The 25,536-nt window shown below is 65.7% G+C and carries 19 protein-coding genes; 5 read left to right on the forward strand and 14 right to left on the reverse strand.

The features are described 5' to 3' along the window. The first annotated feature begins 260 nt into the window (after positions 1 to 260). The gene (locus OCK02_RS06430; RefSeq protein ID WP_263812313.1) at positions 261 to 1,046 is read left to right on the forward strand and encodes a class I SAM-dependent methyltransferase; all 786 of its coding nucleotides are present in this window, start codon (positions 261 to 263) and stop codon (positions 1,044 to 1,046) included. Between the two features lie 194 nt (positions 1,047 to 1,240). Further along, a complete protein-coding gene (gene rpoH, locus OCK02_RS06435; RefSeq protein WP_263812314.1) occupies positions 1,241 to 2,146 on the forward strand; it encodes an RNA polymerase sigma factor RpoH in 906 nt (301 codons plus the stop codon). A gap of 235 nt (positions 2,147 to 2,381) precedes the next feature. On the opposite strand, the gene OCK02_RS06440 is transcribed toward rpoH, so the two are convergent. Together OCK02_RS06440 and OCK02_RS06445 are read right to left on the reverse strand one after the other, a co-directional pair. After that, a complete protein-coding gene (locus tag OCK02_RS06440) occupies positions 2,382 to 4,589 on the reverse strand; it encodes a hypothetical protein (protein WP_318530121.1) in 2,208 nt (735 codons plus the stop codon). Between the two features lie 132 nt (positions 4,590 to 4,721). Beyond that, entirely contained in the window at positions 4,722 to 6,026 is a 1,305-nt protein-coding gene (locus OCK02_RS06445) for an adenylosuccinate synthase (protein ID WP_263812316.1), read from the reverse strand. 196 nt (positions 6,027 to 6,222) lie between these two features. On the opposite strand from OCK02_RS06445, the gene OCK02_RS06450 reads away from it, so the two are divergent. Continuing rightward, complete coding sequence (locus tag OCK02_RS06450) at positions 6,223 to 7,110, forward strand: DMT family transporter (RefSeq protein WP_263812666.1); 888 nt, start codon at positions 6,223 to 6,225, stop codon at positions 7,108 to 7,110. A 31-nt stretch (positions 7,111 to 7,141) separates the two neighbouring features. On the opposite strand, the gene OCK02_RS06455 is transcribed toward OCK02_RS06450, so the two are convergent. Beyond that, on the reverse strand, positions 7,142 to 8,044 hold the full coding sequence (locus tag OCK02_RS06455) for a LysR substrate-binding domain-containing protein (protein ID WP_263812317.1): 903 nt from the start codon (positions 8,042 to 8,044) through the stop codon (positions 7,142 to 7,144). 307 nt (positions 8,045 to 8,351) lie between these two features. Here OCK02_RS06455 and OCK02_RS06460 point away from each other — a divergent pair, with 307 nt between their 5' ends. Together OCK02_RS06460 and OCK02_RS06465 are read left to right on the forward strand one after the other, a co-directional pair. Then, a complete protein-coding gene (locus OCK02_RS06460) occupies positions 8,352 to 9,686 on the forward strand; it encodes an MFS transporter (RefSeq protein WP_263812318.1) in 1,335 nt (444 codons plus the stop codon). 196 nt (positions 9,687 to 9,882) lie between these two features. Then, positions 9,883 to 10,302, forward strand: coding sequence for a GlcG/HbpS family heme-binding protein (locus OCK02_RS06465; protein ID WP_263812319.1), 420 nt, complete (start codon positions 9,883 to 9,885; stop codon positions 10,300 to 10,302). Between the two features lie 393 nt (positions 10,303 to 10,695). On the opposite strand, the gene serA is transcribed toward OCK02_RS06465, so the two are convergent. The 11 genes from serA to OCK02_RS06520 all read right to left on the reverse strand — a co-directional run bounded on the left by serA (position 10,696) and on the right by OCK02_RS06520 (position 25,530). After that, on the reverse strand, positions 10,696 to 12,291 hold the full coding sequence (gene serA / locus OCK02_RS06470) for a phosphoglycerate dehydrogenase (protein ID WP_263812320.1): 1,596 nt from the start codon (positions 12,289 to 12,291) through the stop codon (positions 10,696 to 10,698). Between the two features lie 87 nt (positions 12,292 to 12,378). Next, entirely contained in the window at positions 12,379 to 13,560 is a 1,182-nt protein-coding gene (locus tag OCK02_RS06475) for a phosphoserine transaminase (protein ID WP_263812321.1), read from the reverse strand. Between the two features lie 379 nt (positions 13,561 to 13,939). Next, entirely contained in the window at positions 13,940 to 14,785 is an 846-nt protein-coding gene (locus OCK02_RS06480; protein ID WP_263812322.1) for an outer membrane protein, read from the reverse strand. A gap of 193 nt (positions 14,786 to 14,978) precedes the next feature. Continuing rightward, complete coding sequence (locus OCK02_RS06485; RefSeq protein WP_230806984.1) at positions 14,979 to 15,803, reverse strand: outer membrane protein; 825 nt, start codon at positions 15,801 to 15,803, stop codon at positions 14,979 to 14,981. Between the two features lie 254 nt (positions 15,804 to 16,057). Beyond that, positions 16,058 to 17,410 (reverse strand): phosphoglucosamine mutase, encoded by a 1,353-nt coding sequence (glmM, locus tag OCK02_RS06490; protein ID WP_230806983.1) that lies wholly within the window; start codon positions 17,408 to 17,410, stop codon positions 16,058 to 16,060. A gap of 217 nt (positions 17,411 to 17,627) precedes the next feature. Then, complete coding sequence (gene ftsH, locus OCK02_RS06495) at positions 17,628 to 19,550, reverse strand: ATP-dependent zinc metalloprotease FtsH (protein ID WP_230806982.1); 1,923 nt, start codon at positions 19,548 to 19,550, stop codon at positions 17,628 to 17,630. A 191-nt stretch (positions 19,551 to 19,741) separates the two neighbouring features. After that, a complete protein-coding gene (gene tilS, locus OCK02_RS06500; protein ID WP_263812323.1) occupies positions 19,742 to 21,100 on the reverse strand; it encodes a tRNA lysidine(34) synthetase TilS in 1,359 nt (452 codons plus the stop codon). Between the two features lie 23 nt (positions 21,101 to 21,123). Further along, positions 21,124 to 22,110 carry a tol-pal system protein YbgF gene (gene ybgF / locus OCK02_RS06505; protein ID WP_263812324.1) on the reverse strand — a complete coding sequence of 329 codons (987 nt, stop codon included), beginning with the start codon at positions 22,108 to 22,110 and terminating at the stop codon, positions 21,124 to 21,126. A 216-nt stretch (positions 22,111 to 22,326) separates the two neighbouring features. Further along, positions 22,327 to 22,851 carry a peptidoglycan-associated lipoprotein Pal gene (pal, locus tag OCK02_RS06510; protein WP_230806979.1) on the reverse strand — a complete coding sequence of 175 codons (525 nt, stop codon included), beginning with the start codon at positions 22,849 to 22,851 and terminating at the stop codon, positions 22,327 to 22,329. Positions 22,852 to 23,108: 257 nt separating this feature from the next. Further along, positions 23,109 to 24,413 carry a Tol-Pal system beta propeller repeat protein TolB gene (gene tolB / locus OCK02_RS06515; RefSeq protein ID WP_263812325.1) on the reverse strand — a complete coding sequence of 435 codons (1,305 nt, stop codon included), beginning with the start codon at positions 24,411 to 24,413 and terminating at the stop codon, positions 23,109 to 23,111. 49 nt (positions 24,414 to 24,462) lie between these two features. Continuing rightward, positions 24,463 to 25,530 carry a hypothetical protein gene (locus OCK02_RS06520; RefSeq protein WP_263812326.1) on the reverse strand — a complete coding sequence of 356 codons (1,068 nt, stop codon included), beginning with the start codon at positions 25,528 to 25,530 and terminating at the stop codon, positions 24,463 to 24,465. Between the last annotated feature and the right edge of the window lie 6 nt (positions 25,531 to 25,536).

The following is a 25,536-nucleotide window of genomic DNA, read 5'->3' on the forward strand; positions in this document are numbered from 1 at the left end:
AACTCAGCCTGTAGAACTTCCAGAAATATTCCGTATTGAATCAAGTGAATAGAAGAACATGCCTATTCAGGATTGCAGTTGCATTCGGCAACCAAGAAGAGAGACAAACTTTTGCTTTATTTGTCGATCTTTTTGCGCTGCGAAATACAATGGTCGGAATCAGGATGAGAGGTGTTCTCGAGCACCTTCTTGACGACATTTCATAGAGAGCTTGTCGTCGGCGCCTGAACGCTGCAACGGATACGGGTGCCCGGCAAGAAATGAACGCGCAACTCCGCAAATTCATTTTCAACGATCTGCAGACGGTCGAAGGTTATATCGACCCGCCCGACGCGCTCGTCTTTCTCTCCCTGCTGCAGGCGCAGACGAAGGCCGCCATGGGCGGCGGCATCGCCGAGATCGGCGTGTTCTACGGCCGCTCCTATTACCTGATGAAGAAGATCGTCGGCGACGCCGGCAGGATCCTCGCCATCGACCTCTTCGACCTCGGCGGGGATGGCGCCCGCGCACCGACGCAGTACCAGCGCTTCCTCGATTACGGCAGGCGCCTGGGGCTCGCGGTCGACGAGGACCTGATCATCAGGGGCGACAGCACCGGGCTCAGGCCGTCCGACATCACCGACAGGATCGGCCGGACGCGCTTCTTCAGCATCGACGGCGGCCATATGCTGGAACACGTCGTCTCCGACACGGCCCTTGCGACCGACACGCTCGAGGCACACGGCATCATCGCCTTCGACGACACCTTCAACCCCGCCTGGCCGGAGGTGACGGTGGGCGTCGCCGATTTCCTGCGCGAGCGGAAGGACACGTTTACCGCCTTCTGCATGACCAAGTACAAGACCTATGTCTGCCGCCGGGATTATCACGACTTCTACTACCGTGCGATCAGCGAGGCCCCGGACCTTGCCGCCTTCCGCCACCTCGATACCCAGTTCCTCGGGTCCAGGACTGTGCGACTGCACAATCCGATGGGTCGGCGCATGGTCTATGAACTGATGGTGCATGCCGGCATGCGCGGTCTTTCCGAACGCGTCTATCGCTGATCGGACCTGTTCTTTCATTACGCATTTGTAATGTTGTAACGCCTTCGTGATGCCTTGAATCACCCTTTCGCCGCACTTATCTGCTACTTGGGTTGGTGCGGGGTCGGAGAAGGCCCGCGCCATTTCGGCTTGCCTTTCAGCAGGCTTCGCAAGATCCTCAGAGGGAGCCGACTAAGATCGGAAAGGGGTGCTCTATGGCCCGCAATACATTGCCGTCTATTACCGCCGGAGAAGGCGGTCTCAATCGATATCTCGACGAAATCCGCAAGTTTCCCATGCTTGAGCCGCAGCAGGAGTACATGCTTGCCAAGCGCTACCAGGAACATGACGACCGCGGCGCCGCGCACCAGCTGGTGACGAGCCATCTGCGCCTCGTGGCCAAGATCGCCATGGGCTATCGGGGCTACGGCCTGCCGATCGGCGAAGTCATCTCCGAGGGCAATGTCGGCCTGATGCAGGCCGTCAAGAAGTTCGACCCCGAGCGCGGCTTCCGGCTGGCCACCTATGCGATGTGGTGGATCAAGGCCTCGATCCAGGAATATATCCTGCGCTCCTGGTCGCTGGTGAAGATGGGCACGACCGCAAACCAGAAGCGGCTGTTCTTCAACCTCCGCCGCATGAAGGGCAAGATCCAGGCCATCGAGGACGGCGACCTGCGACCCGACCAGGTGGCCGAGATCGCCACCAAGTTGAAGGTGTCCGAAGAGGAAGTCGTGTCGATGAACCGGCGCCTGTCCGGCGACGCCTCGCTGAACGCGCCGATCAAGGCCAGCGAAGGCGATTCCGGCCAGTGGCAGGACTGGCTCGTCGACGATCGCGACAGCCAGGAAGAGACGCTGATCGAGCAGGACGAGCTGGATACCCGCCGCGCTATGCTGTCGCGCGCCATGGGCGTCCTGAACGACCGCGAACGGCGCATCTTCGAGGCCCGGCGACTGTCCGAGGATCCGGTCACGCTGGAAGAGCTCTCCACCGAGTTCGACATCAGCCGCGAACGCGTCCGCCAGATCGAGGTCCGCGCCTTCGAGAAGGTGCAGGAAGCCGTGGTCAAGCTCGCCGCCGAGCAGGCCAACGCCGTCCGGGTGATCGAGCAGGCCTGACAAGGCCTCGCGACCGACACCACATGATTTCCGGCCCGCCCGATCCCGCATCGGGCGGGCCGATCCGTTCTGGGGGATGACACCTCTCCTCCGTCAGAACGTCCGTTCTTCGGGCAAGGCATCCAAGGGCGGGACGACGGACGAAGGGGCGATCCCGGCATGAACGGGCCGCCAACAAGCCGAAGGCCCCGCACGCCGTGCGAGGCCTTTTCTTCATGCATGCCGGAAGCCTGCGTTACTGGCTGTCGGCCGCCGGTCCGAGCGCGGCCCAGGCGTTCATCACGTTGTTGAACACTTCCGCGCCCGAGGCGCCCTTTTCCAGCGTGATCAGCGCGCGCCGGCCGTTGCGATAGGTGATCGGAATGTCGATCCAGTCGCGCGTCTTGAGCAGCTCGGTGTTCCGCGTGATCGCGTCCGGGAAATCGTTGAGCGCGATCATGTGGAAGTCTTCGGTGATCTTCGCCGGCACGGCGATCAGCGGATCGCCGCGGTCCTGCTCCGTCCGCTTCATCGCCACGCGCTGCACACTGTCGATGTTGCCGCCCTCGAAGGTCGGCGGCAGGGCGAAGACGATTTCCACCAGATGGCTCGCCGGCAGCGAGCGGTCGGCGTTGCGGCGGATCGTCACCTGCGCGGTCAGGCCGTTCGAAGGCGCGTTCAACTGCGCGCGGATGACCGGCTCCGCCTTGGCGTCACCGCCCGGACTGTCCTCGTCCTGCGACCAGACGACGGTGCCGTCGATCGCGGTCGGCGCCGACTGGCCGAGACGCTCCTCATAGATGAACATCTTCTGCGTGACGCCGATCGGCGCCTGCTCGGCGGTGGCCCCCGGTGCCGTCGCAGGCGTACCGGCGGCCGGCGGCGTCGTGCCGGCGGCGCCTCCCGTTTCCTGAGCAACCTCCCCCGGCGACGTGCCGGGCGTGGCCGCCCCGTCGCTCGTCCCGCCGGCGCTTGGCGCACTCACCGGATCCGTGGAGGCGACCTCGGTCGACTGCTCGGCAACCGACTTGCCCTCCTCGTTCGCGGCCTGGCCCACGACCGGCGCCGGCCCGTCGTCGGCCTCGGTGCCGTCGGGCAGCAGGCGCTGGGTAAACTTGGTGTTGCCGGCGTCCGCGGATGCGACCTCCGTCTCCGGCGTCGCAGCCTGGCCGTTCTCGCCGGTCGCGGCATTGTCGGCATTATCCCCGGCAGGGGTCGCAGCCCCCGGCGCGGGCGCGGCCGGCGCGGTCAGGTCGGCGACCATCCCGTCGACTGCGTCCTTGTTCAGCCAGTAGGCGGCACCAGCACCCCCGATCACGGCAAGGGCGGCGACGACGGCGGCGATCCTGCCGGCGCTGATGCGACGCTTGCGCGGCTCCGCCCGGAACGACCGCTGGCCGCTGCGTACGGCGGCGGGCGCCGGATCGGTCGCGGCGACGCCCTCGTCGGCCGGCTGCGGCGCGGGCTCGGCCGCTTCATCGGCCTTCGGCTGATAGCCGATCAGGTCCTCCAGATCGCCCCAGGCGCTGTCTGCGGGCTTCTTCTGATCATGGGTCGGCTCTGCCTCCGGCGCCGGCGAGCGGGCATCCTCCGGCCATGTCCATTCCGGGGAAAGCTCGGCGGAAACGTCGGGCGTTGCAGCCTGCGTCGGCTCGCCGAGGTCGGTCTCGACCTGGAGACCGTCCTTCGGCTCGGGCGGTATCTCTGCGTCCGACCATTCCCACTCGGGCGACGTGGCCGGCATGCCGAGCGAGGCCTCGACCGGCGCAGGGACGGCTCCATCCATGTGCTCCGGCTGCCAGGCGCTTTCGTCCCCGGGCGCCGGCGGCTGGGCGTGCTCGACGAAGGCCGTGTGGTCATAGGCGGGATCGTCGACCGGCTCCAGGCCGATATAAGGGGGATTGTCGTCCAAAACCGGCTCGTCGGCAGCGTCAGGATGGACGCTCTCGTCGCTCGAAGCCGATACCGGCGAAGGCTCGGCCTCCACCTGCTGCGGCGACCACGCATGCTCGGGATCCACCTCGGGCTCGACCGACGGGGGGGCAGGCTCGGCTTCGTCCCGGTAATAGTCGGATTCCGCCGTGATCGGCTCGTGCGCCTCGTGCACGAAGCCGGGCTCGTCTGCCGGCTGCGCGACCGCAGGCTCTTCGGCAACAGGCTCCTCGGCGACGGGCTCCTCGACCGGCGGCTCCGGGGTCGTCTCCTGCGGCGCAGGTTCGGGCTCAGGTTCTGGCTCCGGCTCGTGAACGGGTGCCGCAGCCTCGATCGGTTCCTCGACCAGCAGGTCCTCGGCCAGCGGCTCCTCTGCCGGCAGCGCTTCGGCATGCTCGCCCTCGACCGCCGAAATCGCGGCCTCGAGCTTGTCGAGCTGGCGCTGGACGAGGTCGTCCGACGGGCGCGGATTCATCGCCTCGAGCTGCCTGCGGACGGCGCCGCGAGCCTTCTCGTAGACCTTGACCCGCATGTCCGGGGAATTGTCCGTGAGGCCATCAACGGCCCTACGAATGACTGCTACAAAATCCGCCATAAGAACTTTCTCGTGATCTCCGGCCTTTCGTGGTCGCGAATCCAGTCCGGAACAGTGTCAAATCGAATCTTAGTCCTCGAAGGGGTCGGTCACAAGTATGGTGTCGTCGCGTTCCGGGCTCGTGGAAAGCAGCGCCACCGGCGCGCCGATCAGCTCTTCGACCTGGCGGACATACTTGATCGCCTGCGCCGGCAGATCCGCCCACTTGCGCGCGCCGACGGTCGATTCCTTCCATCCTTCCAGGGTGATGTACTTGGCCACGACCCGCGCCTGCTGGCCCTGGCTCGCCGGCAGGTGGTCGATCTCCTCGCCGTCGAGCGTGTAGCCGACGCAGATCTTCAGCTCGTCCAGCCCGTCAAGGACGTCGAGCTTGGTGAGCGCGATCCCGGTGATGCCGTTCGTGGCCACCGACTGGCGCACGAGTGCCGCGTCGAACCAGCCGCAGCGGCGCTTGCGGCCCGTCACCGTGCCGAATTCGTGGCCGCGCTCGCCGAGGAACTGGCCGATCTCGTCGTTGAGTTCGGTCGGGAACGGCCCCTCGCCGACGCGGGTCGTATAGGCCTTGGTGATGCCCAGCACATAGCCGAGCGCACCCGGGCCCATGCCCGAACCCGCGGCTGCCTGGCCCGCGACCGTGTTGGACGAGGTGACGAAGGGATAGGTGCCGTGGTCGATGTCGAGCAGAGAGCCCTGCGCGCCCTCGAACAGGATGCGGGCGCCGCGGCGGCGCTCCTTGTCGAGCATCAGCCAGACGGTGTCGCGGAACGGCAGCACGCGATCGGCGACCGACGTCAGTTCCAGCATGATCGCCTCGTGGCTGACCTCAGCCTCGCCGAGCCCGCGGCGCAGCGCATTGTGGTGCGTCAGAAGCCGGTCGACCTTGGCCGACAGCGTCTCCAGGTCGGCGAGGTCCATGACGCGGATCGCGCGGCGGCCGACCTTGTCCTCGTAGGCAGGCCCGATGCCGCGCCGCGTCGTGCCGATCTTCACGCCGCCGTTGGACTTGCCCGCCGCATCCTCGCGAATGCCGTCGAGCTCGCGGTGCAGCGACAGGATCAGCGTGGCGTTGTCGGCAATGCGCAGGTTCTCCGGGGTGACCTTGACACCCTGTGCCGCGAGCCGGTCGATCTCGGCGCAGAGCGCATGCGGATCGACGACGACGCCATTGCCGATCACGGCCATCTTGCCCGGGCGGACGACGCCCGAGGGCAGCAGCGACAGCTTGTAGCTGGTCCCGTCGATCACCAGCGTATGACCGGCATTGTGACCGCCCTGAAAGCGGACCACGACGTCGGCGCGCTCCGAGAGCCAGTCGACAATCTTGCCCTTGCCTTCGTCACCCCATTGGGACCCGATCACCACGACATTGGTCATTTCGTTCAATCCTGCTTCTTGCGCGCTTTTCGGGCGCGCACTCTGAAAACCCGCGCATCTATACTGTGTAGTTTTCGTGAAAGCGACCCTGTTGTACCGGTGCAACCTGCTTTTTGCATGGCGGAATCGGCAAATAGCCCCTATTTCTCCGCTCGCCCCTATCGAAGCGGGGAACGAGGGATCCCCGATGACGGCAGTGAACCGGAAGGCCTATTTCTATCTCTGCGTGACCACGTTCTTCTGGGGCGGCAATTCGGTCGCCGGCAAGCTCGCCATCGGCCATGTCAGCCCGATGATGCTGACGACGCTGCGCTGGCTGATCGCGGTTGCCATCGTCCTCGCCTTCATGACCCCGCAGATCAGGCGCGACTGGGCGCAGATCAAGGCCCATTGGCTGCTCCTCTTTCTCTATGGCGCCGCCGGCTTCACCCTGTTCAACGCCCTGCTCTATACCGCTGTAGGCTATACCAGCGTCATCAATGTGGTGCTCGAGCAGGCCGGCATCCCGATGCTGATCTTCCTGATGAACTTCGCCCTGTTCCGCACACCCGCCTCGCCCGCCCAGCTCGTGGGCTTCAGCGTGACGCTGCTGGGCGTGCTGGTGACCTCGGCGCATGGCGACCTGACCTCGCTGCTGGAACTCGAGTTCAACTTCGGCGACATGCTGATGCTGCTGGCCTGTCTCGTCTATGCGGCCTATACCGTCTCCCTGCGCTGGAAGCCTGTGATGCACTGGCAGAGCTTCATCGCCGCCCCCGCCATCGGCGCGCTGGTCAGCTCGCTGCCGCTCCTGTGGTGGGAGGCATCCGCCGGGCGGGCGATCCTGCCCGATGCCACCGGCTGGGCCATCGTTCTCTATGCGGCGATCTTCCCCTCGCTGATGTCGCAGGTGTTGTGGGTGCGCGGCGTCGAACTGATCGGCCCGAACCGCGCCGGCCTCTTCATCAACGCCATCCCCGTCTTCGGCATGCTCCTGTCGATCGTGCTGGTCGGCGAAACCTTCCAGCCGTTCCACTTCGTCGCGATCGGCCTCGTCATCTGCGGCATCGCGATTGCGGAATGGGGCCGGCCGAAGCCGGTCTGAGCGCCACTCCGGTTCACTCCGGCGATCGACCTCACGACCGGCCGGCATCGGCCCGCTCCAGGCTCGCCGGGATCGTCTCGGTGAGCCAGCGCTCGAGCGCCAGCGTATCCGGCCGGGTCGCTACGTGCGGCGAGATCCACAGCACCAGCCGCCGCGGCCCCTTGGCAAAACCGAAGGGCGCCACAAGCCTTCCCGAGGCGAGGTCGTCGAGGACCAGCATCTTGGGAACGACGGCAAAGCCGAGCCCGAACCCCGCCGCCTGGATCAGCAGGTAGAAATGATCGAAGCTGCCGCGGGTCGGCGCCGCCTTCAGCGGAACGCCCGAGGCCGCGATCCAGTCCTGCCAGGCCTCCGGCCGCGTGTTGGTCGCAAGCAGCGCCGCCTCCGCCAGATCGGCCGGCGCGCCGACGGGATTGGCCGAGAGATAGGCGGGCGAGCAGACCGGCCCGATCCACTCCGCCGCAAGATCGCGCATCAGCGCATCCGGCGGCGGCGCGATCGTGCTGCTGCGGATCGCCACGCTGATCTTGTCGCGCATGAAGTCGATCCGGTCGTAGTTCATGTTGAACTGCAGCTCGATCTCCGGATGAAGCTCATGGAACTGCGAGATGTGCGGGATGATCCAGCGCATCATGATCGACGACGAGCACGACAGCGTCAGCGGCCGCGGCTTGACCCGCTCGATGCTGGTCTGGATCAGGCGGAACGCCGTGCCCAGCCCCTCGGCAAGCTGGATCCCCTCGGGCGTCGGATCGGTCGACTTGGCGTTCCGGTTCAGGAGCAGCACGCCCAGCAGCGTCTCGAGCCCCTTGATATGCCGGCTCACCGCCCCGTGCGTGACGAAAAGCTCCTCGGCCGCAAGCGTCATGCTCCTGTGGCGCACGGTCGCCTCGAAGGCCTTGAGCGCCGTCAACGACGGCAGGGGCTGGCTCACTTTCCTGTCTCCAGACTTCGCATTCGCTGTGATCTGAAGTCACAACGTTGCGGACAATAAATCGATTGCGGAGTTTGTCCAGCGGCCAATATTATCGGCCGAGGAGCTGCCGGGCAGGCAGGGCCGGGTGGAGTGCGTATTCTTCCGGACATCGCAAGGGGCGACCAGAGTGAGTTTTAGACAACTCATCGCTGTAGCCTGCAACGCAAAGTTCGATCCACCGGACTGCCCGTCCGTGCGGGCTCGGATTCCGTTTCATCGTCTGTCGTGGTGAGCGGAACATTGTAACAGCACAGGGGAGGACGCCTTGCACGCAACAAATCCAGTCGCCCAGGCCGATCAGGTGGAGCAATCCGCCATCAGCAAGATCTCGTGGCGGCTCGTACCCTTCATCGCCTTGATGTTCTTCATCAATTTCCTCGACCGCACGGCGATCTCGTTTGCCGGCCCGAACGGGATGACGCAAGACCTCGGGCTCACGGCCGCGCAGTTTGGCTTTGCCGCCGGCATCTTCTTCTTCGGCTACATCGTGCTCGAAATCCCGAGCAACCTCGCCCTGCACAAGTTCGGCGCGCGCAAGTGGCTGGCCCGCATCATGGTCAGTTGGGGCATCGTGTCGCTGCTGTTCACCTGGGTGAGCAGCGCCACCGAACTCTACATCCTGCGCTTCCTGCTCGGCATCGCCGAGGCTGGCTTCTTCCCGGGCGCGATCCTGTTCCTCAGCATGTGGGTCCCCTCGCGCCACCGCGCCAAGATCCTGGCGCTGTTCTACCTCGCCCAGCCGTTGACCACCGTCATCGGCGCGCCGATCGCCTCGGCCCTCATCCAAGCCCACGGTGCCTTCGGCCTCGAAGGCTGGCGGATCATGTTCTTCGGCGTCTCCGTTCCCGCCATCCTGGTCGGCATCGCCACCTGGTTCTACCTGCCTGACCGGCCGAACGACGCCAGGTGGCTGACCCTGGACGAGAAGGACTGGCTGAACGGTGAACTGGCGAAGGAAGACAAGGTCAAGGCAGGCGGCGGTCACGGCCGCATGACCGGCGCCGCGCTCAAGGACGGCCGCGTCTGGCTGCTGTCGGCGATCTATTTCGGCCTGATCTATGGCCTCTATGCGCTCGCCTTCTTCCTGCCGACGATCATCGCCGGCTTCGAGGAAAAATTCGGCACCAAGTTCGACGTGTTCGACAAGGGCCTGATCACGGCGATCCCCTACCTGCCGGCCGCCATCGCACTGTTCTTCTGGAGCCGCGACGCCAGCAAGCGCGGCGTCCGCGTCTGGCACATCGGCATCCCGGCGCTGGTCGGCGCGCTCAGCATTCCGCTGGCGCTGTCGATGAACTCGCCCGAGGCGACGATCGCCGTCATCACCGTCACGGCATGCTCGATCTTCTCGGCGCTCCCGAACTTCTGGTCGATCCCCGGCCGCTTCCTGTCGGGTGCGGGTGCTGCCGCCGGCATCGCGCTGATCAACACGATCGGCAACCTCGCCGGCTTCGCCGCCCCCTACATCACCGGCGCGGTCCGCGATGCGACGGGGCTGTTCGAGATGCCGATGTACATCGTCGGCGGCCTGATGCTGATCTCCGCCATCCTGTCGTTCTCGATCGGCGGCAAGATCAGGGAACCTGTCCCGACCGCATGACGATGCGATTTCTCCGCGCCGGCGACGGCCGGCGCGGAGACGCTTCCCTAAGGCCCCTGCCCGGCCTGCCGGGCGCCTCCCCCGAACGTCTGCACCGGCTGATTTTCTCCCCTGCGGCAAAAGTCATTTTCGCACCGCACCGGCTGCCTTTGCCTCTCCTGCCACGCTATCGTGACGCGAAACACAGGAGACAGACATGACCAGCTACCGCGAAACGATCACCCTCAGCCACAAGGGCGCCATGGACCTGCTTGCCGCAGCCGTGGCCCATGCCGAGCAGATGGGCGTGCCGCAGTGCGTCTTCGTCGTCGATGCCAGCGGCGAGACGATCGCCAGCATCCGCATGGACGGCGCCAAATATCTCAGCATGCACACCGCCCGCGCGAAGGCCCGCACCGCCGCCTCGATCAACAACGCCACCGGCGCCATGCCCGCGGAGTTCGGCGTCGCCGCCGGCATCGCCTCGCAGGGCGGCGTCACCCACCTTCCCGGCGGCCTGCCGGTCCGCTTCGCAGGCAAGCTCGCCGGCGCCATCGGCGTCGGCTCCGGCACCGGCGACCAGGACTTCGAGGTCGGTCGCGCGGCGTTGAAGGCGGTCGGCGCGGACGCGGTGTAACGCCGGACGCGACCTCGCGGCGGCCGGTATATGCCGATCGTGCGGGGCACCGCGGCTTCGCTGGATCCCCACCATCGCCCTCTACTGTTGCCCCTCACCCTAACCCTCTCCCCGCAAGCGGGGCGAGGGGACGTGCTATGCGCCATGCCGGAGATCAACGGAAACGTCGCGGCACCCGCCCTTCTCCCCGCTCGCGGGGAGAAGGTGCCGGCAGGCGGATGAGGGGCCGCTCGAAACGAATCACTGTCGCCGTCGCATTTCAGCAACCGGCGACGCACAAGTTGGCCTCGGCCTTAACCAGACATCCCTTCCCCGCGCTTCTTCAACGCAAAAAAGGCCCGCCCCGGATCGCTCCGGCGCGGGCCTCCTTGCTCGTCCTGGGAGGAGACGAAATCAGTCGACGTTGAACACCAGCGGCTTGGCCTGGCGGATCGCCGCGTTGGCGCGCAGCTTGTCGAGAACTTCCTCGGAGACCGGGCCGTCGACATAGAGCAGCGCGATCGCGTCGCCGGCTTCCTTCTCGCGACCGAGCTGGAAGTTGGCGATGTTGACGTTTGCCGCACCGAGCGTCGTCCCGATGAAGCCGATCATGCCGGGAACGTCGGTGTTGGTGATGTAGACCATGTGATTGCCGACATCGGCGTCGAGGTTGATGCCCTTGATCTGGATGAAGCGCGGCTTGCCGTCGGAGAACACGGTGCCGGCGACCGAGCGCGTCTGGTTGGCGGTCTTGACCGTCAGCTTGATGTAGCCGTCGAAGACGCCCGACTTGTCGCGCTTGACCTCGGAGAGGATGATGCCCTTCTCCTTGATCATGATCGGGGCGGAGACCATGTTGACGTCGGCCACCTGCGGACGGATCAGGCCGGCGAGCACAGCGCTCGTCAGCGCCTTGGTGTTCATCGTCGCCGTCTGGCCGTCATAGAGGATCTCGATCTCCTTGATCGCGCTTTCGGTGACCTGACCGACGAAGGCGCCGAGCACGTCCGCAAGCCGGATGAAGGGCTTCAGGATCGGCGCTTCCTCGGCAGTGATCGAGGGCATGTTGATCGCGTTGGAGACGGCACCCTTGAACAGGTAATCCGACATCTGCTCGGCCACCTGCAGGGCGACGTTCTCCTGCGCTTCCGTCGTGGACGCGCCGAGATGCGGCGTGCAGACGACGTTCGGCAGGCCGAACAGCGGGCTTTCGGTGGCGGGCTCGACCTCGAACACGTCGAAGCCGGCGCCGGCGACATGGCCGGACTTCAGGGCATCCGCTAAGGCCTTCTCGTCGACGAGACCGCCGCGGGCGCAGTTGATGATCCGCACGCCCTTCTTGGTCTTGGCGAGGGCCGCAGCATTGAGGATGCCGCGGGTCTTGTCGGTCATCGGCACGTGCAGGGTGATGAAATCGGCCTGCGCCAAAAGTTCATCGAGCTCGACCTTGGTCACGCCCATCTCCTCGGCGCGCTCCTTCGACAGGAACGGATCGTAGGCGAGCACATGCATGCCGAGCCCGATCGCCTTCTTGCAGACGATGCCGCCGATATTGCCGGCGCCGATGACGCCGAGCGTCTTGCCGGTGATCTCGACGCCCATGAACTTCGACTTCTCCCACTTGCCGGCCTGGGTGGAGCTGTCGGCGGCGGGAAGCTGGCGGGCGACGGCGAACATCAGCGCGATCGCATGCTCGGCGGTGGTGATCGAGTTGCCGAACGGCGTGTTCATGACGATGATGCCGCGGCGCGATGCGGCCGGGATGTCGACATTGTCGACGCCGATGCCGGCGCGGCCGATCACCTTGAGGTTGGTCGCCGCCGCGATCAGCTTTTCCGTCGCCTTGGTGGCGGAGCGGATGGCGAGGCCGTCATAGTTGCCGATGATCTCGGCGAGCTTTTCCTTGTCCTTGCCGAGCTGCGGCTGGAAATCGACATCAACGCCGCGGTCGCGGAAGATCTGGACGGCGGTTTCCGACAGTTCGTCGGATACGAGTACGCGAGGTGCCATTTTAGGCCTCCTTGGGAAGATCAAATCTGAACGGGAATGCGGGTTACGGCCCCGCCGGGATGGCGGCGAGGCAAGTCACGCAAGGGATCAGGCCGCAGCCTTGGAAAGCGTCGCCTTCTGGGTCTCGAAGGCCCAGGTCAGCCACGGCATCAGCGCCTGCATGTCGGCGGTGTCGATGGTGGCACCGGCCCAGATGCGAAGGCCGGACGGCGCGTCGCGATAGGCGCCGATGTCATAGGCGACGCCTTCCTTCTCCAGCAGCGCCACGACACCCTTGGCAAAGGCGGCCTGGGCGTCGGCGTCGAGCGCCAGCACGTCCCTGTCTGCGATCGTCAGGCAGACGGAGGTGTTGGAACGGGTCTCTGCGACCTTGGCGAGGTTGGCGATCCAGTCGTTCTTCTCGACGAAGTCGAAGATCACCTTGGCGTTGGCATCGGCCCGCGCCATCAGGCCCTTCAGGCCACCGACCGACTTCGCCCACAGAAGCGCGTCGATATAGTCCTCGACGCAGAGCATCGAGGGCGTGTTGATCGTCTCGCCGGTGAAGATGCCCTCGATCAGCTTGCCGCCCGAGGTCATGCGGAAGATCTTCGGCAGCGGCCAGGCCGGCTGGTAGGACAGAAGCCGCTCGACAGCGCGCGGGCTGAGGATGATGACCCCGTGCGCACCCTCGCCGCCCAGCACCTTCTGCCAGGAGAAGGTGACGACGTCGAGCTTGGAAAAATCGAGGTTCTGCGCGAATGCCGCCGAGGTGGCGTCGCAGATCGTCAGGCCCTTGCGATCGGCCGGGATGAAATCGGCGTTCGGGACGCGCACGCCGGAGGTGGTGCCGTTCCAGGTGAAGACCACGTCGTGGTCGAAATCGATGGCGGAAAGGTCCGGCAGCTCACCGTAAGGCGCCTCGATCTTGCGGGCGTCCTTGAGCTTCAGCTGCTTGACGACGTCGGTGACCCAGCCGGCGCCGAAGCTCTCCCAGGCGACCATGTCGACCGGGCGCTCGCCGAGCAGCGACCACAGCGCCATCTCGACGGCACCGGTGTCGGAAGCGGGCACGATGCCGATGCGATAGTCGGCCGGCACTTCCAAAATTTCGCGGGTGAGATCGATGGCCTGCTTGAGCTTGGCCTTGCCGACCTTGGCGCGGTGCGAGCGACCGAGCGAGGCATCGGCGAGGGCTTCGAGCGACCAACCGGGGCGCTTCGAGCAGGGGCCAGAAGAGAAATGGGTATTGTTCGGACGCACGTCCGGCGCGGTGACGGTCTTCGTCATGATGGCTATCCTTCCAGATAGAAAGCCCTTCGTTGGGGAAGGGTGTCCCGCCGCCGGAAATATGAGAGGAGCCGAACCAAGTCAAGCCGAATATGTCGCGTCGGGAAAAATTTCCGGCGCATCGGGGATGGTTGCGGCGCAGTTTGCACACGGCGTTCTGGCGAGCGAGTGGCTGGCGTTGATGGTCGCAACTACACTTCCCCGTCACACCGGCCCCCGAGCCGGTGTCCAGCGGCGGCGCGTCCGCGGCGCGGAAAGTGCTTTATCGCGCAAGGACTTGCGCAACTGGATGCCGGCCTTGAGCCGGCAAGACGGTGACACTGGCTTTGCGCCAAAGAAACAGGCGCACAGCTTCAAGCCTCTTCCGCCGTTCCCGGTCCTACCAGGTGGTGACGCGGATACCGGCGCGGATCTCGTGGCGCTGGAAGCCGTCGTCGCTGGCCTTGGTGCCGGAAGCGCCGAGCGCCTTTTCGGCGTCGCTGTAGCCGAACATCTTGCCGCCGTCGATGTCGGAGTAGCGGTAGCCCACGTCGAGCTTCACGCGGTTGGTCAGGTCGTAGGAGGCGCCGGCCATCAGCGCATAGGTGAAGCGCCAGCTTTCCTCGCCGGGACTGCGGACCGGATCGCCCTGCGAGGTGCTGCCGCAGACGCTGGTGCCGTCGACACAGGTCGCGCGCGTCTTCAGGTCGTCCCACTGGACGTTCGTCGCCCCGACGCCTGCGCCGATATAGGGCGTGAAGCCCGCATAGGTGCCGAGGTCGACATAGCCGTTGGCCATGACGCTGATGGCGTTGTAGCCGCTGTCATGGGTGAAGTCGCACCCCGTCCCGGCGTTTTCGCCCGGGCAGGCCCGGCCGATCGACGAATCCGCGTCGAAACTCGAATTGAAGAAGTCGGTCGTGAGATCGGTGCGCAGGAAGTTGTTGAACTGGTAACCCATGCCGAAGCCGTAGGAGAACGGCTTGGAGAAGCGCGCGTCGTCGAACTGCTCGCGGCTCTCGTCCGCACCGCCCTCGCCGATATAGTTGTAGTCGATGTCGCCGCCCTTGATCGAGGCGGCATAGCCGATGTCGCCGCGGATGTACCAACCCTGCGCGACCGCGACCGTCGACATGTCGACCTCCGGCGCTTCGACCACCGGGTAGATCTCGCCGCCGGCAAGCGCCGTGCCCGCCAAAAGGCCGGCGAAGATGGCGGCACCGAGAATTGTCTTTCGCACGATCATGTCTCGCCCCCGAAACAACGGCCACGATGGCGGCCGGTTAACTGGAAGCCAGTATTTCAGGGAGAGGTTAAGGGCCGGTTAAGTATGTTTGTTAACCACGCCGGCGTGCCGTTCGGCCAGCTTCGAAAGCACGAAAACGGAAAAGCCGCCCGGCGGACACCGGACGGCTTTTGGCCTAAAAACAGGCAGTATCTTACTTGTAGACGATCGGCTCTGCCGGCGGCACGTAGGGCACTTCGCAATTGTTGAAGCTGTAGCGCAGGCCGACGCGGGCCTCGTGGACGAAGAAGCCGTCGTCTTCGCCCGGTCCGCCATTCATCGCATAGCCGAACATGTCGCCGCCGGCGATCTGGCGGAAACGGTAGCCGGCATCGGCCTTCCAGTTGCAGGTCAGGTCGACCGAGGCGCCGGCCATCAGCGCATAGGTGAAGCGCCAGCTGTCCTTGCCGCTGTGGGAGACGGTGTCGTCGCAATTGCCGGGATCGTCGACGGAGCAAGAGGTGTTGTGCAGCTTGCCCCAGTTGACCCGGGTGGCACCGATACCGGCGCCGACATAAGGCGTTACGCCGTAATAGGTGCCGAGATCGACATAAGCGTTGGCGAGCAGGCTGAGCGCCGACCACGAGGCCCGGTCGGAAGAGACGCAGTTGTCGGACACGCCGCAGCTGCCGCTAGTCGAGCCGTTGAAGTCGCCGTCGAAAAGGTAGTCAAGCGTCACGTCGGTGCGGAAATAGTCGTTCCACTGGTAGCCGACGCCGCCGCCGAGGACGACGCCGCCGTCGAGATCGGTATCGTCGAAGTCCGTCTTGGTGCCGTCGGGGCCGCCCTGGTAGTAGCTGGCGCCGCGCATGTGGGTCCAGCCGTAGCCGACGTCGCCGCGCAGGTACCAGCCGCCGGTCGACAGCGCGACCGCCTCGACGGGCATCGGCTGCACCGGCTCCGGTTGAAAGGCGTCCGCCGCAAAGGCGGATGAGCTCACGACCAGAGCTGCTACGGCGCTACCAAGATACTTCATCATGCCCCGACTCCATGGACCTGTGCGCGGGGCAGCGGGGTCCGCGGCACCGACGTTCATCGATTTGGGAGGGATAATGGAGTGCAAAGGTTAAGTTGTAATTAACTACGACACTTAACTCTGGTTGTTAACCTCCGGGTAAGCTTTGCGCCGGCCAGGGCGTGAAAAAGACCGGGGCGCATGGCGTGAGATTTCGCTCACACGATGCGCCCCGGCCTGCCAGCATGCCCCACTGAAACTTGAAATGCCCCGCCGGTTCAGGCGGCGTGGCGGACTGAACCGATGACCCCCACCAGCTCGTCGACGATCCGCTCGACCATCGCATGGTCGTCGCCTTCCGCCATGACGCGGATCAGCGGCTCGGTGCCCGAGGGCCGGATCAAAAGCCGCCCGCTCTTGGCGAGCGCGTTCTCGGCCTCGGCGATCGCGGCGATCACCTGCGTATCCTCCAGCGGCTTGCCGCCCGAGTAGCGCACGTTCTTCAGCACCTGCGGCACCGGCTCGAAGCGGTGGCAGATCTCGCTGACCGGGCGGCCGCTGCGCTTGACGCAGGCAAGCACCTGCAGGGCCGCGACGAGGCCGTCGCCGGTGGTGCCGAAATCCGACAGCACGATGTGCCCCGACTGTTCGCCGCCGACGTTGAAATCGTGCTGGCGCATGTGCTCGACGACATAACGGTCGCCGACCTGGGTGCGCTCCAGCCCGAGCTTCTTGCTCTTCAGGAACCGCTCCAGCCCGAGATTGGACATGACGGTGGCGACAAGACCGCCGCCCTTTAGCATGCCATCGGCCGCCCAGGTCTCGGCGATCACCGCCATCAGTTGGTCGCCGTCGATCAGCCGGCCGTTCTCGTCGACGATCTGCACCCGGTCAGCGTCGCCGTCGAGCGCGATGCCGATATCGGCCCGCACCTCGTCGACCTTGCGCTTCAGCGCCTCGGGGTGGGTCGAGCCGCATTCGAGGTTGATGTTGGTGCCGTTCGGGTCCGCCCCGATCGTCACCACGTCGGCGCCGAGCTCCCACAGCGCCGCGGGCGCCACGCGATAGGCCGCCCCGTTGGCGCAGTCGACCACGACCCTCAGGCCATGCAGCGTCACGTCGCGCGGCAGCGTACGCTTGGCATGCTCGATATAGCGATCGTGCACGCCGTCGATGCGCTTGGCCCGGCCGATCTCACCGGCCTTGGCGAGCTGCGGCACGATGTCGTCGTCCAGCATCGCCTCGATCTGCGCCTCGAGCTCGTCGGAAAGCTTGTAGCCGTCCGGCCCGAACAGCTTGATGCCGTTGTCCTGGAAGGGGTTGTGGGAGGCCGAGATCATCACGCCGATATCGGCGCGCAGCGAGCGCGTCAGCATGGCGACAGCCGGCGTCGGGATCGGGCCGAGGACGAAGGCGTCCACGCCGGCGGCGGTGAAGCCCGCGACCATGGCGTTCTCCAGCATGTAGCCGGAAAGCCGCGTATCCTTGCCGATGACCACGCGGTTGCGATGGGTGCCGCGGCGGAAGATGGTACCGACCGCGATGCCCACCCGCATGGCGAGGTCGGGCGTCATGGGAAAGACGTTGGACTGGCCCCGGATACCGTCGGTGCCGAAATAGCGACGCTTCATCTGCGCTCCTGAAATCGTTGGATCGGACTTAGGTGCCGGCGGACACTGTCCTGTGTCGCTGCCGCATCGCCCGTCCGCTTCTGTGCCCTCTTTGCCATAGAACGGAACGGAGAGCATCTGAAATTCGGTTCTCTCCCGTTACAGCCCGTTACCGTGGCGAACGAAAAAGGCCGGCCGCGAGAACGGCCGGCCCTGTCGATTTTCTAGGAAGACCCGGCTATTGCGGCTGCGGCTCGAGACCGCCTTCCGCCTCTCCGCCCTTCTTCTGCCCTGCCTTCGGCACGGCGGAGCCCCGATGCGGCGGGCTGTCGTCGCCGAGATCGCGGGCCGGCTTCTCGCCGCGGATCAGCGCCTTGATCTCGTCGCCAGTCAGCGTCTCGTATTCGAGCAGGCCCTCGGCCAGCGCCACAAACTCGTGATGCTTCTCGGTGATGATGCGCTTGGCCTCGGAATAGGCCTCGTCGATCAGCCGGCGGATCTCGTTGTCGATCTTCTGGGCGGTCGATTCGGAAACGTTCTTCGACTGCGCGACGGAATGGCCGAGGAAGACCTCCTGCTGGTTCTCGCCATAGGCGACCTGGCCGAGCTGGTCGGAGAAGCCCCACTGGGTGACCATCGCGCGCGCAAGCTTGGTCGCCTGCTCGATGTCGGACGAAGCACCCGAGGTGATGTTCTCCTTGCCGAAGGTGATCTCCTCGGCGACGCGGCCGCCCATCATGATGGCGAGGCGGGAGACCATCCACTTGTAGCTCATCGAATAGCGGTCGCCTTCGGGAAGCTGCATGACCATGCCGAGCGCACGGCCGCGCGGGATGATCGTCGCCTTGTGCAGCGGATCGGCCATCGGCACGTTCAGCGCCAGGATCGCGTGGCCCGCCTCGTGATAGGCCGTCAGCTTCTTCTCGGCCTCGGTCATCGCGGACGAGCGGCGTTCCGCGCCCATCATGATCTTGTCCTTGGCGTCCTCGAACTCCTGCATGGTGACGAGGCGCTTGTTGCGCCGCGCCGCCATCAGGGCAGCCTCGTTGACGAGGTTCATCAGGTCGGCACCGGAGAAGCCGGGCGTACCGCGGGCCAGCACCTTGAGGTCGACGTTCGGCGCCAGCGGCACGTTGCGGACATGCACCTTGAGGATGCGCTCGCGGCCGACGATATCAGGGTTCGGCACCACGACCTGGCGGTCGAAGCGGCCCGGACGCAGGAGCGCAGGGTCCAGAACGTCGGGACGGTTGGTGGCGGCGATCAGGATGATGCCCTCGTTCGCCTCGAAGCCGTCCATCTCGACCAGCAACTGGTTCAGCGTCTGCTCGCGCTCGTCATTGCCGCCGCCGAGACCGGCGCCGCGATGGCGGCCGACGGCGTCGATTTCGTCGATGAAGATGATGCAGGGTGCGTTCTTCTTCGCCTGCTCGAACATGTCGCGGACGCGCGAGGCACCGACGCCGACGAACATTTCGACGAAGTCGGAACCGGAAATGGTGAAGAAGGGCACGTTCGCCTCGCCGGCGACCGAGCGGGCGAGCAGCGTCTTGCCCGTTCCCGGAGGACCGACGAGCAGCACGCCGCGCGGAATGCGGCCGCCGAGGCGCTGGAACTTCTGCGGATCACGCAGGAACTCGACGATCTCCTCCAGGTCCTGCTTGGCTTCGTCCACGCCGGCAACGTCGGCGAACGTGACGCGACCGTGCGCCTCGGTCAGAAGCTTGGCCTTGGACTTGCCGAAGCCCATGGCGCCGCGCGATCCGCCCTGCATCTGGCGCATGAAGAAGAGCCAGACGCCGAGGATCAGGAGCATCGGCAAGAGCGTGCCGACGTAGCTGAGGAAGCTGTTGGAGCCGTCCGTCTCCGGGCGGGCGTTGATGACGACGTTCTTGGCTTCCAGCCGCTCCGTCAGCGCATCGTCGATCGAGGGCGCATAGGTCTGGAACGTCGTCCCGGTCTCCACATAGCTGCCGACGATCTTGTTGCCCGTGATCACGACTTCCTTGACCCGGCTGCCGTCCACCTCTTTCAGGAACTGCGAATAGGGAATGTCCCGCGAACCGGTCTGGGCCGGGCTCGTCTGGAACATGCTGAAAAGAGCGATCAGCAGCAGCGCTATGATGGCCCACAGGGCGACATTGCGGAAGTTTGGGTTCATCAGTTTTCCGGGCACTTTCTCGGCTACAGGGGTTGCGCCGTCTCATTCACGCCTAACATAGGGTCGTGGCGTCGCCTTGCCAAGGCAAACCGAACGCCCCCGGACCTTTTCTCCGATCATCGTTGACGCATATGGCGGTTTTGGGGTGTGCACGGTTGCCGGCCGCATCCGCGTGCTGCCCCGCGCGCCTTTCAGGCCGGCTCTTTTTCCGTGGCGAGCGGCAGCTTCGGCCGGCGCGGCAGCCCGAGCAGACCGGCGATCGCGTCTGCGAGCGGCAGGTCGAAGACCGGCAGGTAACGGTCATAAGGAGCGAGCAACGGCTCAATCGCATGGGATGCGTCCTCCGCCCTCGCCGCGCCGGCGAAGACGACCGGCCGTGCCCGTCCGGCACGCCGCGCAACCCCTGCCGGAACGTCCGGCGGGAGGGACAGGCTGCCGTCGTCCGCAGCACCACAGGACTGGACGAGAAGCGGCGCCTTGCCGAGATTCCTCACCCGAAAGCGGCCGTCCCAGACGGCAACCTCCCCCGGCCCGATCCGGAGGGTGCCGATGCCGCGCTGCTCGCGATAGAGGAACAGCCCCTCGCGGCGGCGGTCGAAGACCACCCGGCCGGCCGTGAACCGGGATAGCGCGCCGCTTTCGAGAAAAGCCGCGAGGCGACCCGCCGCAGCCCGTTCCAGCCGGTGCTCGCGCCCGCCGAGGACGGCGCAGAGGGCGAGCAGCGCCTGAAACGCGGCGCCGGAGGATTGCGCCGTCGCAATCGCCGGCACCGGCAGAACGGCAAGCACCGCATCGAGGACACGCACGCTGCCGCCAAGGAATTCGCCCCCCTCCTTTGCAGCCAGATATCGTGCGCGCGAGGCCTCGGTCCAGCCGGCCTCGTCGGCGTCGGGGGCCGTCTGTGCCGCCTCTGGCCCGGCCATGGCATCGAGCCGCACGCGCACGCGTTCGAACGTCCTGTTGGCATTGCTCGGGTCTTCCAGCCAGTCCTGCCCGCGATACTGCAGCGCGTCGCGGATCGCCTCGCGCGGCACGCCGAGCAGCGGCCGCAGCAGCCAGACGGTGTTGTGGACCAGGGTTGCCGGCGCGATCCCGGCGAGGCCGGCGCCGGTGTCGCTGCGCGCGCCGCGCATCGCAACCGTCTCCCGCTGGTCGTCGCGATTGTGGGCGGTGAGGATCGCACCGGCCCCCGCGTCGCGGGCGGCCTGCAGCAAAAGCGCATGACGCGCCTCGCGTGCCGCGGCCTGCACGCCTCTCTGCGGCTTCGGCTCGCGCCAGATCAGCGTCGCATGGGCGATGCCGCGGCCGGCGCACAGCGCCGCCACCCAGCGCGCTTCTGCGTCCGAGCCGGTCCGCAGGCCATGGTCGATCGTGCAGGCGCACAGGGAAAATCCGGGATAGCGGCCGTACCGCAGCGCTTCGTCAAGCGCGATCAGCAGGCCGACGGAATCGCCGCCGCCGGAAACGGCAACAAGCAAACGGGCGGGCTTGAAAAAACTGTTCAGAAATTGGGCGACGGCTGCGTCGACGGGCTCGGCTTCGGCGCGCATCGCGGCCTCGCTCCGAAAAAGGCTCAGCAGGAAAGCCGGCCCTGTTCGCTGGTGACCTTGGTCTTCACCGCCTTGGAGGCGTTCGGATAGCGCTTGCCGACTTCGCGCAGCGTCGCGCAGGCGGTTTCGCGGTTGTCGAGCGCGGCAAGCGACATGCCGAGCTTCAGCAGCATTTCCGGCGCCTTCTTGGAGGTGCCGTAGGTCTGGTGCGCGTTCAGGAACGTCTTGGCCGCGTCGTTGAAATTGCCCTGCGAATACTGCGCCTCGCCCAGCCAGAAGCTGGCGTCCGCGGCCTTCTCGCCTTCCGGGAAGACCTCGAGATAGTCGCGGAACTCCTTCTCGGCGAGCTGGTAGTCGCCCGACAGCACATGGCCATAGGCGGCGTTGTAAATGTCATCAGGCTTGTCGAGCGCGGCCGTCGACTGGCTGTCGACGGGCGGAAGCCCCGCCTCGAGGTCCGGCAGCGCACCGCTGCCGATCGAGGCGCTCTCGCTCATGTCGGTGCCGATGGGATTGCCCTTGTCGTCGAAATGGATGCTGCCGAGCGTCTGCGGCGGCTTGGCCGTCGAGCCGGCCGATGCGGTGTCGCCGTTACCCGCGGCGGAGGGATCCGCCGGGGGTTCGGTTGCGGCCGTCTGGCTGCCGGCCTGCGCATCCGCGCCCGCCGGCCGATCCAGCGCACCGCTCTTGCCGCTGCCGCCCTTGCCGCTTTCCAGGTCCTGGAACCGGTATTCGTTGTCTTCCTGGGTCTTGCGCAGCTGTTCCTGCATCTGCAGGAGCTGGAAGCTCATTTCCTCGATCCGGCCGTTGAGCGAACGGATCTGTTCCTCGAGCTGGCCGATGCGCATCAGCGAGTCGTCCGACTGCGCCAGCACGACCTGATTGTCCGCCTTGCCGCCCCCCGGCAAGAAGCGGTTCGCCAGCGCCTGGAGCGGAGAAGCGTGCAACGCCTCCACCGGCCCTGCGAAGGCTGCCAGGCCGATAAGGCCTGCCGCGACGATCTTCTTCATATTGTGCGTGTCCTGTTGGTCCGAATTCGCGCATTCCCGCGCAGCCGCAGGTTTTTCCAAATGCTGTCAAAAAGCAACGGAGTTCGGCCAAAGTGTGTTAAAAAACTCCGCCCCGCGGGCCATGGCTTCATTTCTGCGTGTGCCGTGTCGCAAACGCAAAGGCCCGCCATTGCTGGCGGGCCTTTTCCGGACGGCGCTTTCGCACCGGTCCGTCGATTACATGCCGGCACCACCGAGCACGGTGACGGCGCGGCGGTTCTGCGACCAGCACGAGATATCGTCGCAGACGGCCACCGGCTTTTCCTTGCCGTAGGAGATCGTCTTCATCCGGTTGGCCGGAACGCCGCGGCTTGCGAGGTACTGCTTGGTGGCGGCAGCGCGGCGTGCGCCGAGCGCCAGGTTGTACTCGCGCGTGCCGCGCTCGTCGGCATGGCCTTCGATCGTGATCGCGTAGTTCGAATAGCGCTGCAGCCACTGGGCCTGCTTGTCGAGCGTCGCAGCCGCATCGGCGCGGATCGAGGTCGAATCGGTATCGAAGAAGATGCGGTCGCCGACATTGACGGTGAAGTCCTGGGTCGAGCCCGGGGTCGCATTGTTCAGGCCGAGTTCGCCGGCGCTGTTGGGCATATTCTTCTTGTTGGCGCAGCCGGCAAGGGCCAGGCCCATGAACAGGGCGAGGATTGCGGGGTTGCGGGCGAGGGTCTGCATGCGGCCAGCGGCCGGGACTTCAGTGCGGCTCATGAGCCGGTCTCCTTAGCATCAGTTCAACAGGGCTTGGGTTTCAATCAGGGTTGCCAGACTGTAACCGCACGCGGTTAATCGGCATTCAACGATTATGGTTAACAATCGATTACGCAAATACTCCCCGGCATTCGTCCAAGAACGACGAACGCCGCCGAATCCCTCGCCTTTGAAGCCCTTGGTTTAGCGGACTTTGAGGCAAGAAAGCGGCGGCGTCGTCACGATTGGTTGCAGCTGTTTACACAGGCTGCCGCAATTCACTCCAGGAGCGGCGACCAGGCCGGGTCGGAGGCATAGCCGGCCGTCTGCACCTGCTGCTCGTTGTAGCCGGTCAGGTCGATCGAGTAGAGCTGCGGCCCGCCGGAGCCGGCCGGCTGGCGGAAGAACATCAGCACGCGCCCGTTCGGCGCCCAAGTCGGCCCCTCGTTGTGGAAGCCCGTCGTCAGGATGCGCTCGCCCGAGCCGTCCGGCTTCATCACGCCGATCGAGAACTTGCCCCCCGACTGCTTGGTGAAGGCGATCAGGTCGCCGCGCGGGGACCACACCGGCGTCGAATAGGAGCCGTCGCCGAAGGAGATGCGGTTCTGGCCGGAACCGTCGGCGCCCATGACGTAGAGCTGCTGGCGCCCGCCGCGATCGCTCTCGAAGACGATCTGGCTGCCATCCGGCGAATAAGAGGGGCCGGTGTCGATCGCCGCCGTCGAGGTCAGCCGCGTGGTCGTGCGCGAGCGCAGGTCCATCGTGTAGATATTGGCGTTGCCGTCCTGCTGCAGGCTCATGATGACCCGCTGGCCGTCCGGCGAGAAGCGCGGCGCGAACGTCATGCCGGGGAAGTTGCCGACCACCTCGCGCTGCCCGGTTTCCAGCTGCAGCAGGTAGACCCGCGGCTGCTGGCCCTCGAACGACATGTAGGTGATTTCCTGCCGGCTCGGCGAGAAGCGCGGCGTCAGCACGATCTCGTTGGAATTGGTCAGCGCCCGCGCATTGGCCCCGTCCTGGTCCATGATGGCGAGCTGGCGCTTGCGGGCGTTCTTCGGGCCGCTCTCGGCCACATAGACGACGCGGGTGTCGAAATAGCCCTTCTCGCCGGTGATGCGCTCATAGATCGCGTCCGCGATGATATGAGCGACGCGGCGCCAGTTTTCCGGCTGGGTATAGAACTGCTGGCCGGTCATCTGCTGGTTGGCGAAAGTGTCCCACAGGCGAAACTCGGCACGCAGGCGACCGTCGCCTTCCTGCGTGACGCGGCCGGTGACGAGTGCCTGCGCGTTGATCACCTTCCAGTCCTCGAAGCGCGGCGGCTGGTCGGGATTGGAGATCTTTTCGATGAAGGCCTGCTTGCTGACCGGCGCGAACAGGCCGGACCGCTTGAGGTCGGCCGCGATCACGTCGGTGATCTTCACGCCGAGATCGCCGCTGGAGACGAAGTCGGTCACCGCGATCGGCAGCGGTTCGACATTGCCCTTGTTGATGTTGATCTCGACGACAGCCCAGGCCGGCGTGCCCACGGCGGCAAGACCGGTCAACCCGGCTGCGGAATGGAGAAAAGTGCGTCTCAGCATGCGATCTAGGCCTTCCTAGTTACTGTGCCAGTGTTCGTGCCTGTCGGCATCACATCATCTCGCTGGGGTCGAAGTTCACCACGACTTCGCTCCAGGCATCATACTTGTCCTTCGGCAGCTTATCGAACGGCGCCGACTTCAGGATCGCCCGGCGCGCACCACCGGCAAGCGCCCGGCGCGCGGCGTCCGAGCCACCGGTGGCGACCACGCTCGGTTCGCCGACGATGTTGCCATCGGGGTCGAGCTGCATCGTCACCTTGATGCGCACCTCGGTCGCGTCCGCCATGCCGGGGATGATCGACCAGTTGTTCTGGATGATCCCGCGCAGCGCGTCCATCTCGCTCATCGACAGCTTCGAGCCGCCGGTCGTCTTCTTGCCGCCGAGCGAGGCGGTCTCCGTCGAGCGCTTGGCGCCGCCGCCCTTGGCCTCGGTCTTGTTCAGGAGGGCTGCCACCTCGTCGGCGTTGAAGTCGCTCTCCTTGGCGGAGGCGGCCTTCTTCTGCTCCTGCTTCTTTTCCTCGTTCTTGCGGTCCGGGGTCTTGGCCGTCTGCGGCTGGGGCGGCTGCGGCCTGATCTCGGGCACGGGAACGTTGTCCGGCATGGCTTCCGCCTCGGCGACCTCGGCCGGCGCTTCTTCCGCCGGCTTTTCCTCCGGCGTCGCCTCGGGCGTCACCTCCTGCTTCGGCGCCGCCTCGGCAGCCACTTCCGTCGCCGGCGTCGAGGCCGGTTCGCTCGGCTGCACCTGCTCAGCCGGTTCCGGTGTCGGCTCCGGCGTGGGCATGGTCTGCTCGGCCTTCGGCGGCGCTGCGGCCGTCTCCGTCTTCTGCGGCTTGTCGTTCGGCGTCGGCGGCGTCTTCAGGTCGATGTCGTTGTCGCCGGAATTCTCGGCGTTCTCCACCTGGTCCTGGCGCTTGGTCGGAACCGGCGCGGACTTCTCCGCCATCGGCGCCTTCTTGTCGCCCTGCTGGATCTGGGTCAGTTCCTCGATCGGCACGATGTCGACCGGCATCGCCTCGACATCGGCGACGTCGAAGCTCTCCGGACTGCCGATCGACACCAGCGCCCATGTGAGCACCAGAGCATGCAATGCGGCGGATGTGGCGAGACTGGCCTTCATCGCTGT

Source organism: Rhizobium sp. TRM96647, assembly GCF_025780115.1.
Taxonomy (GTDB): Bacteria; Pseudomonadota; Alphaproteobacteria; order Rhizobiales; family Rhizobiaceae; genus Mycoplana.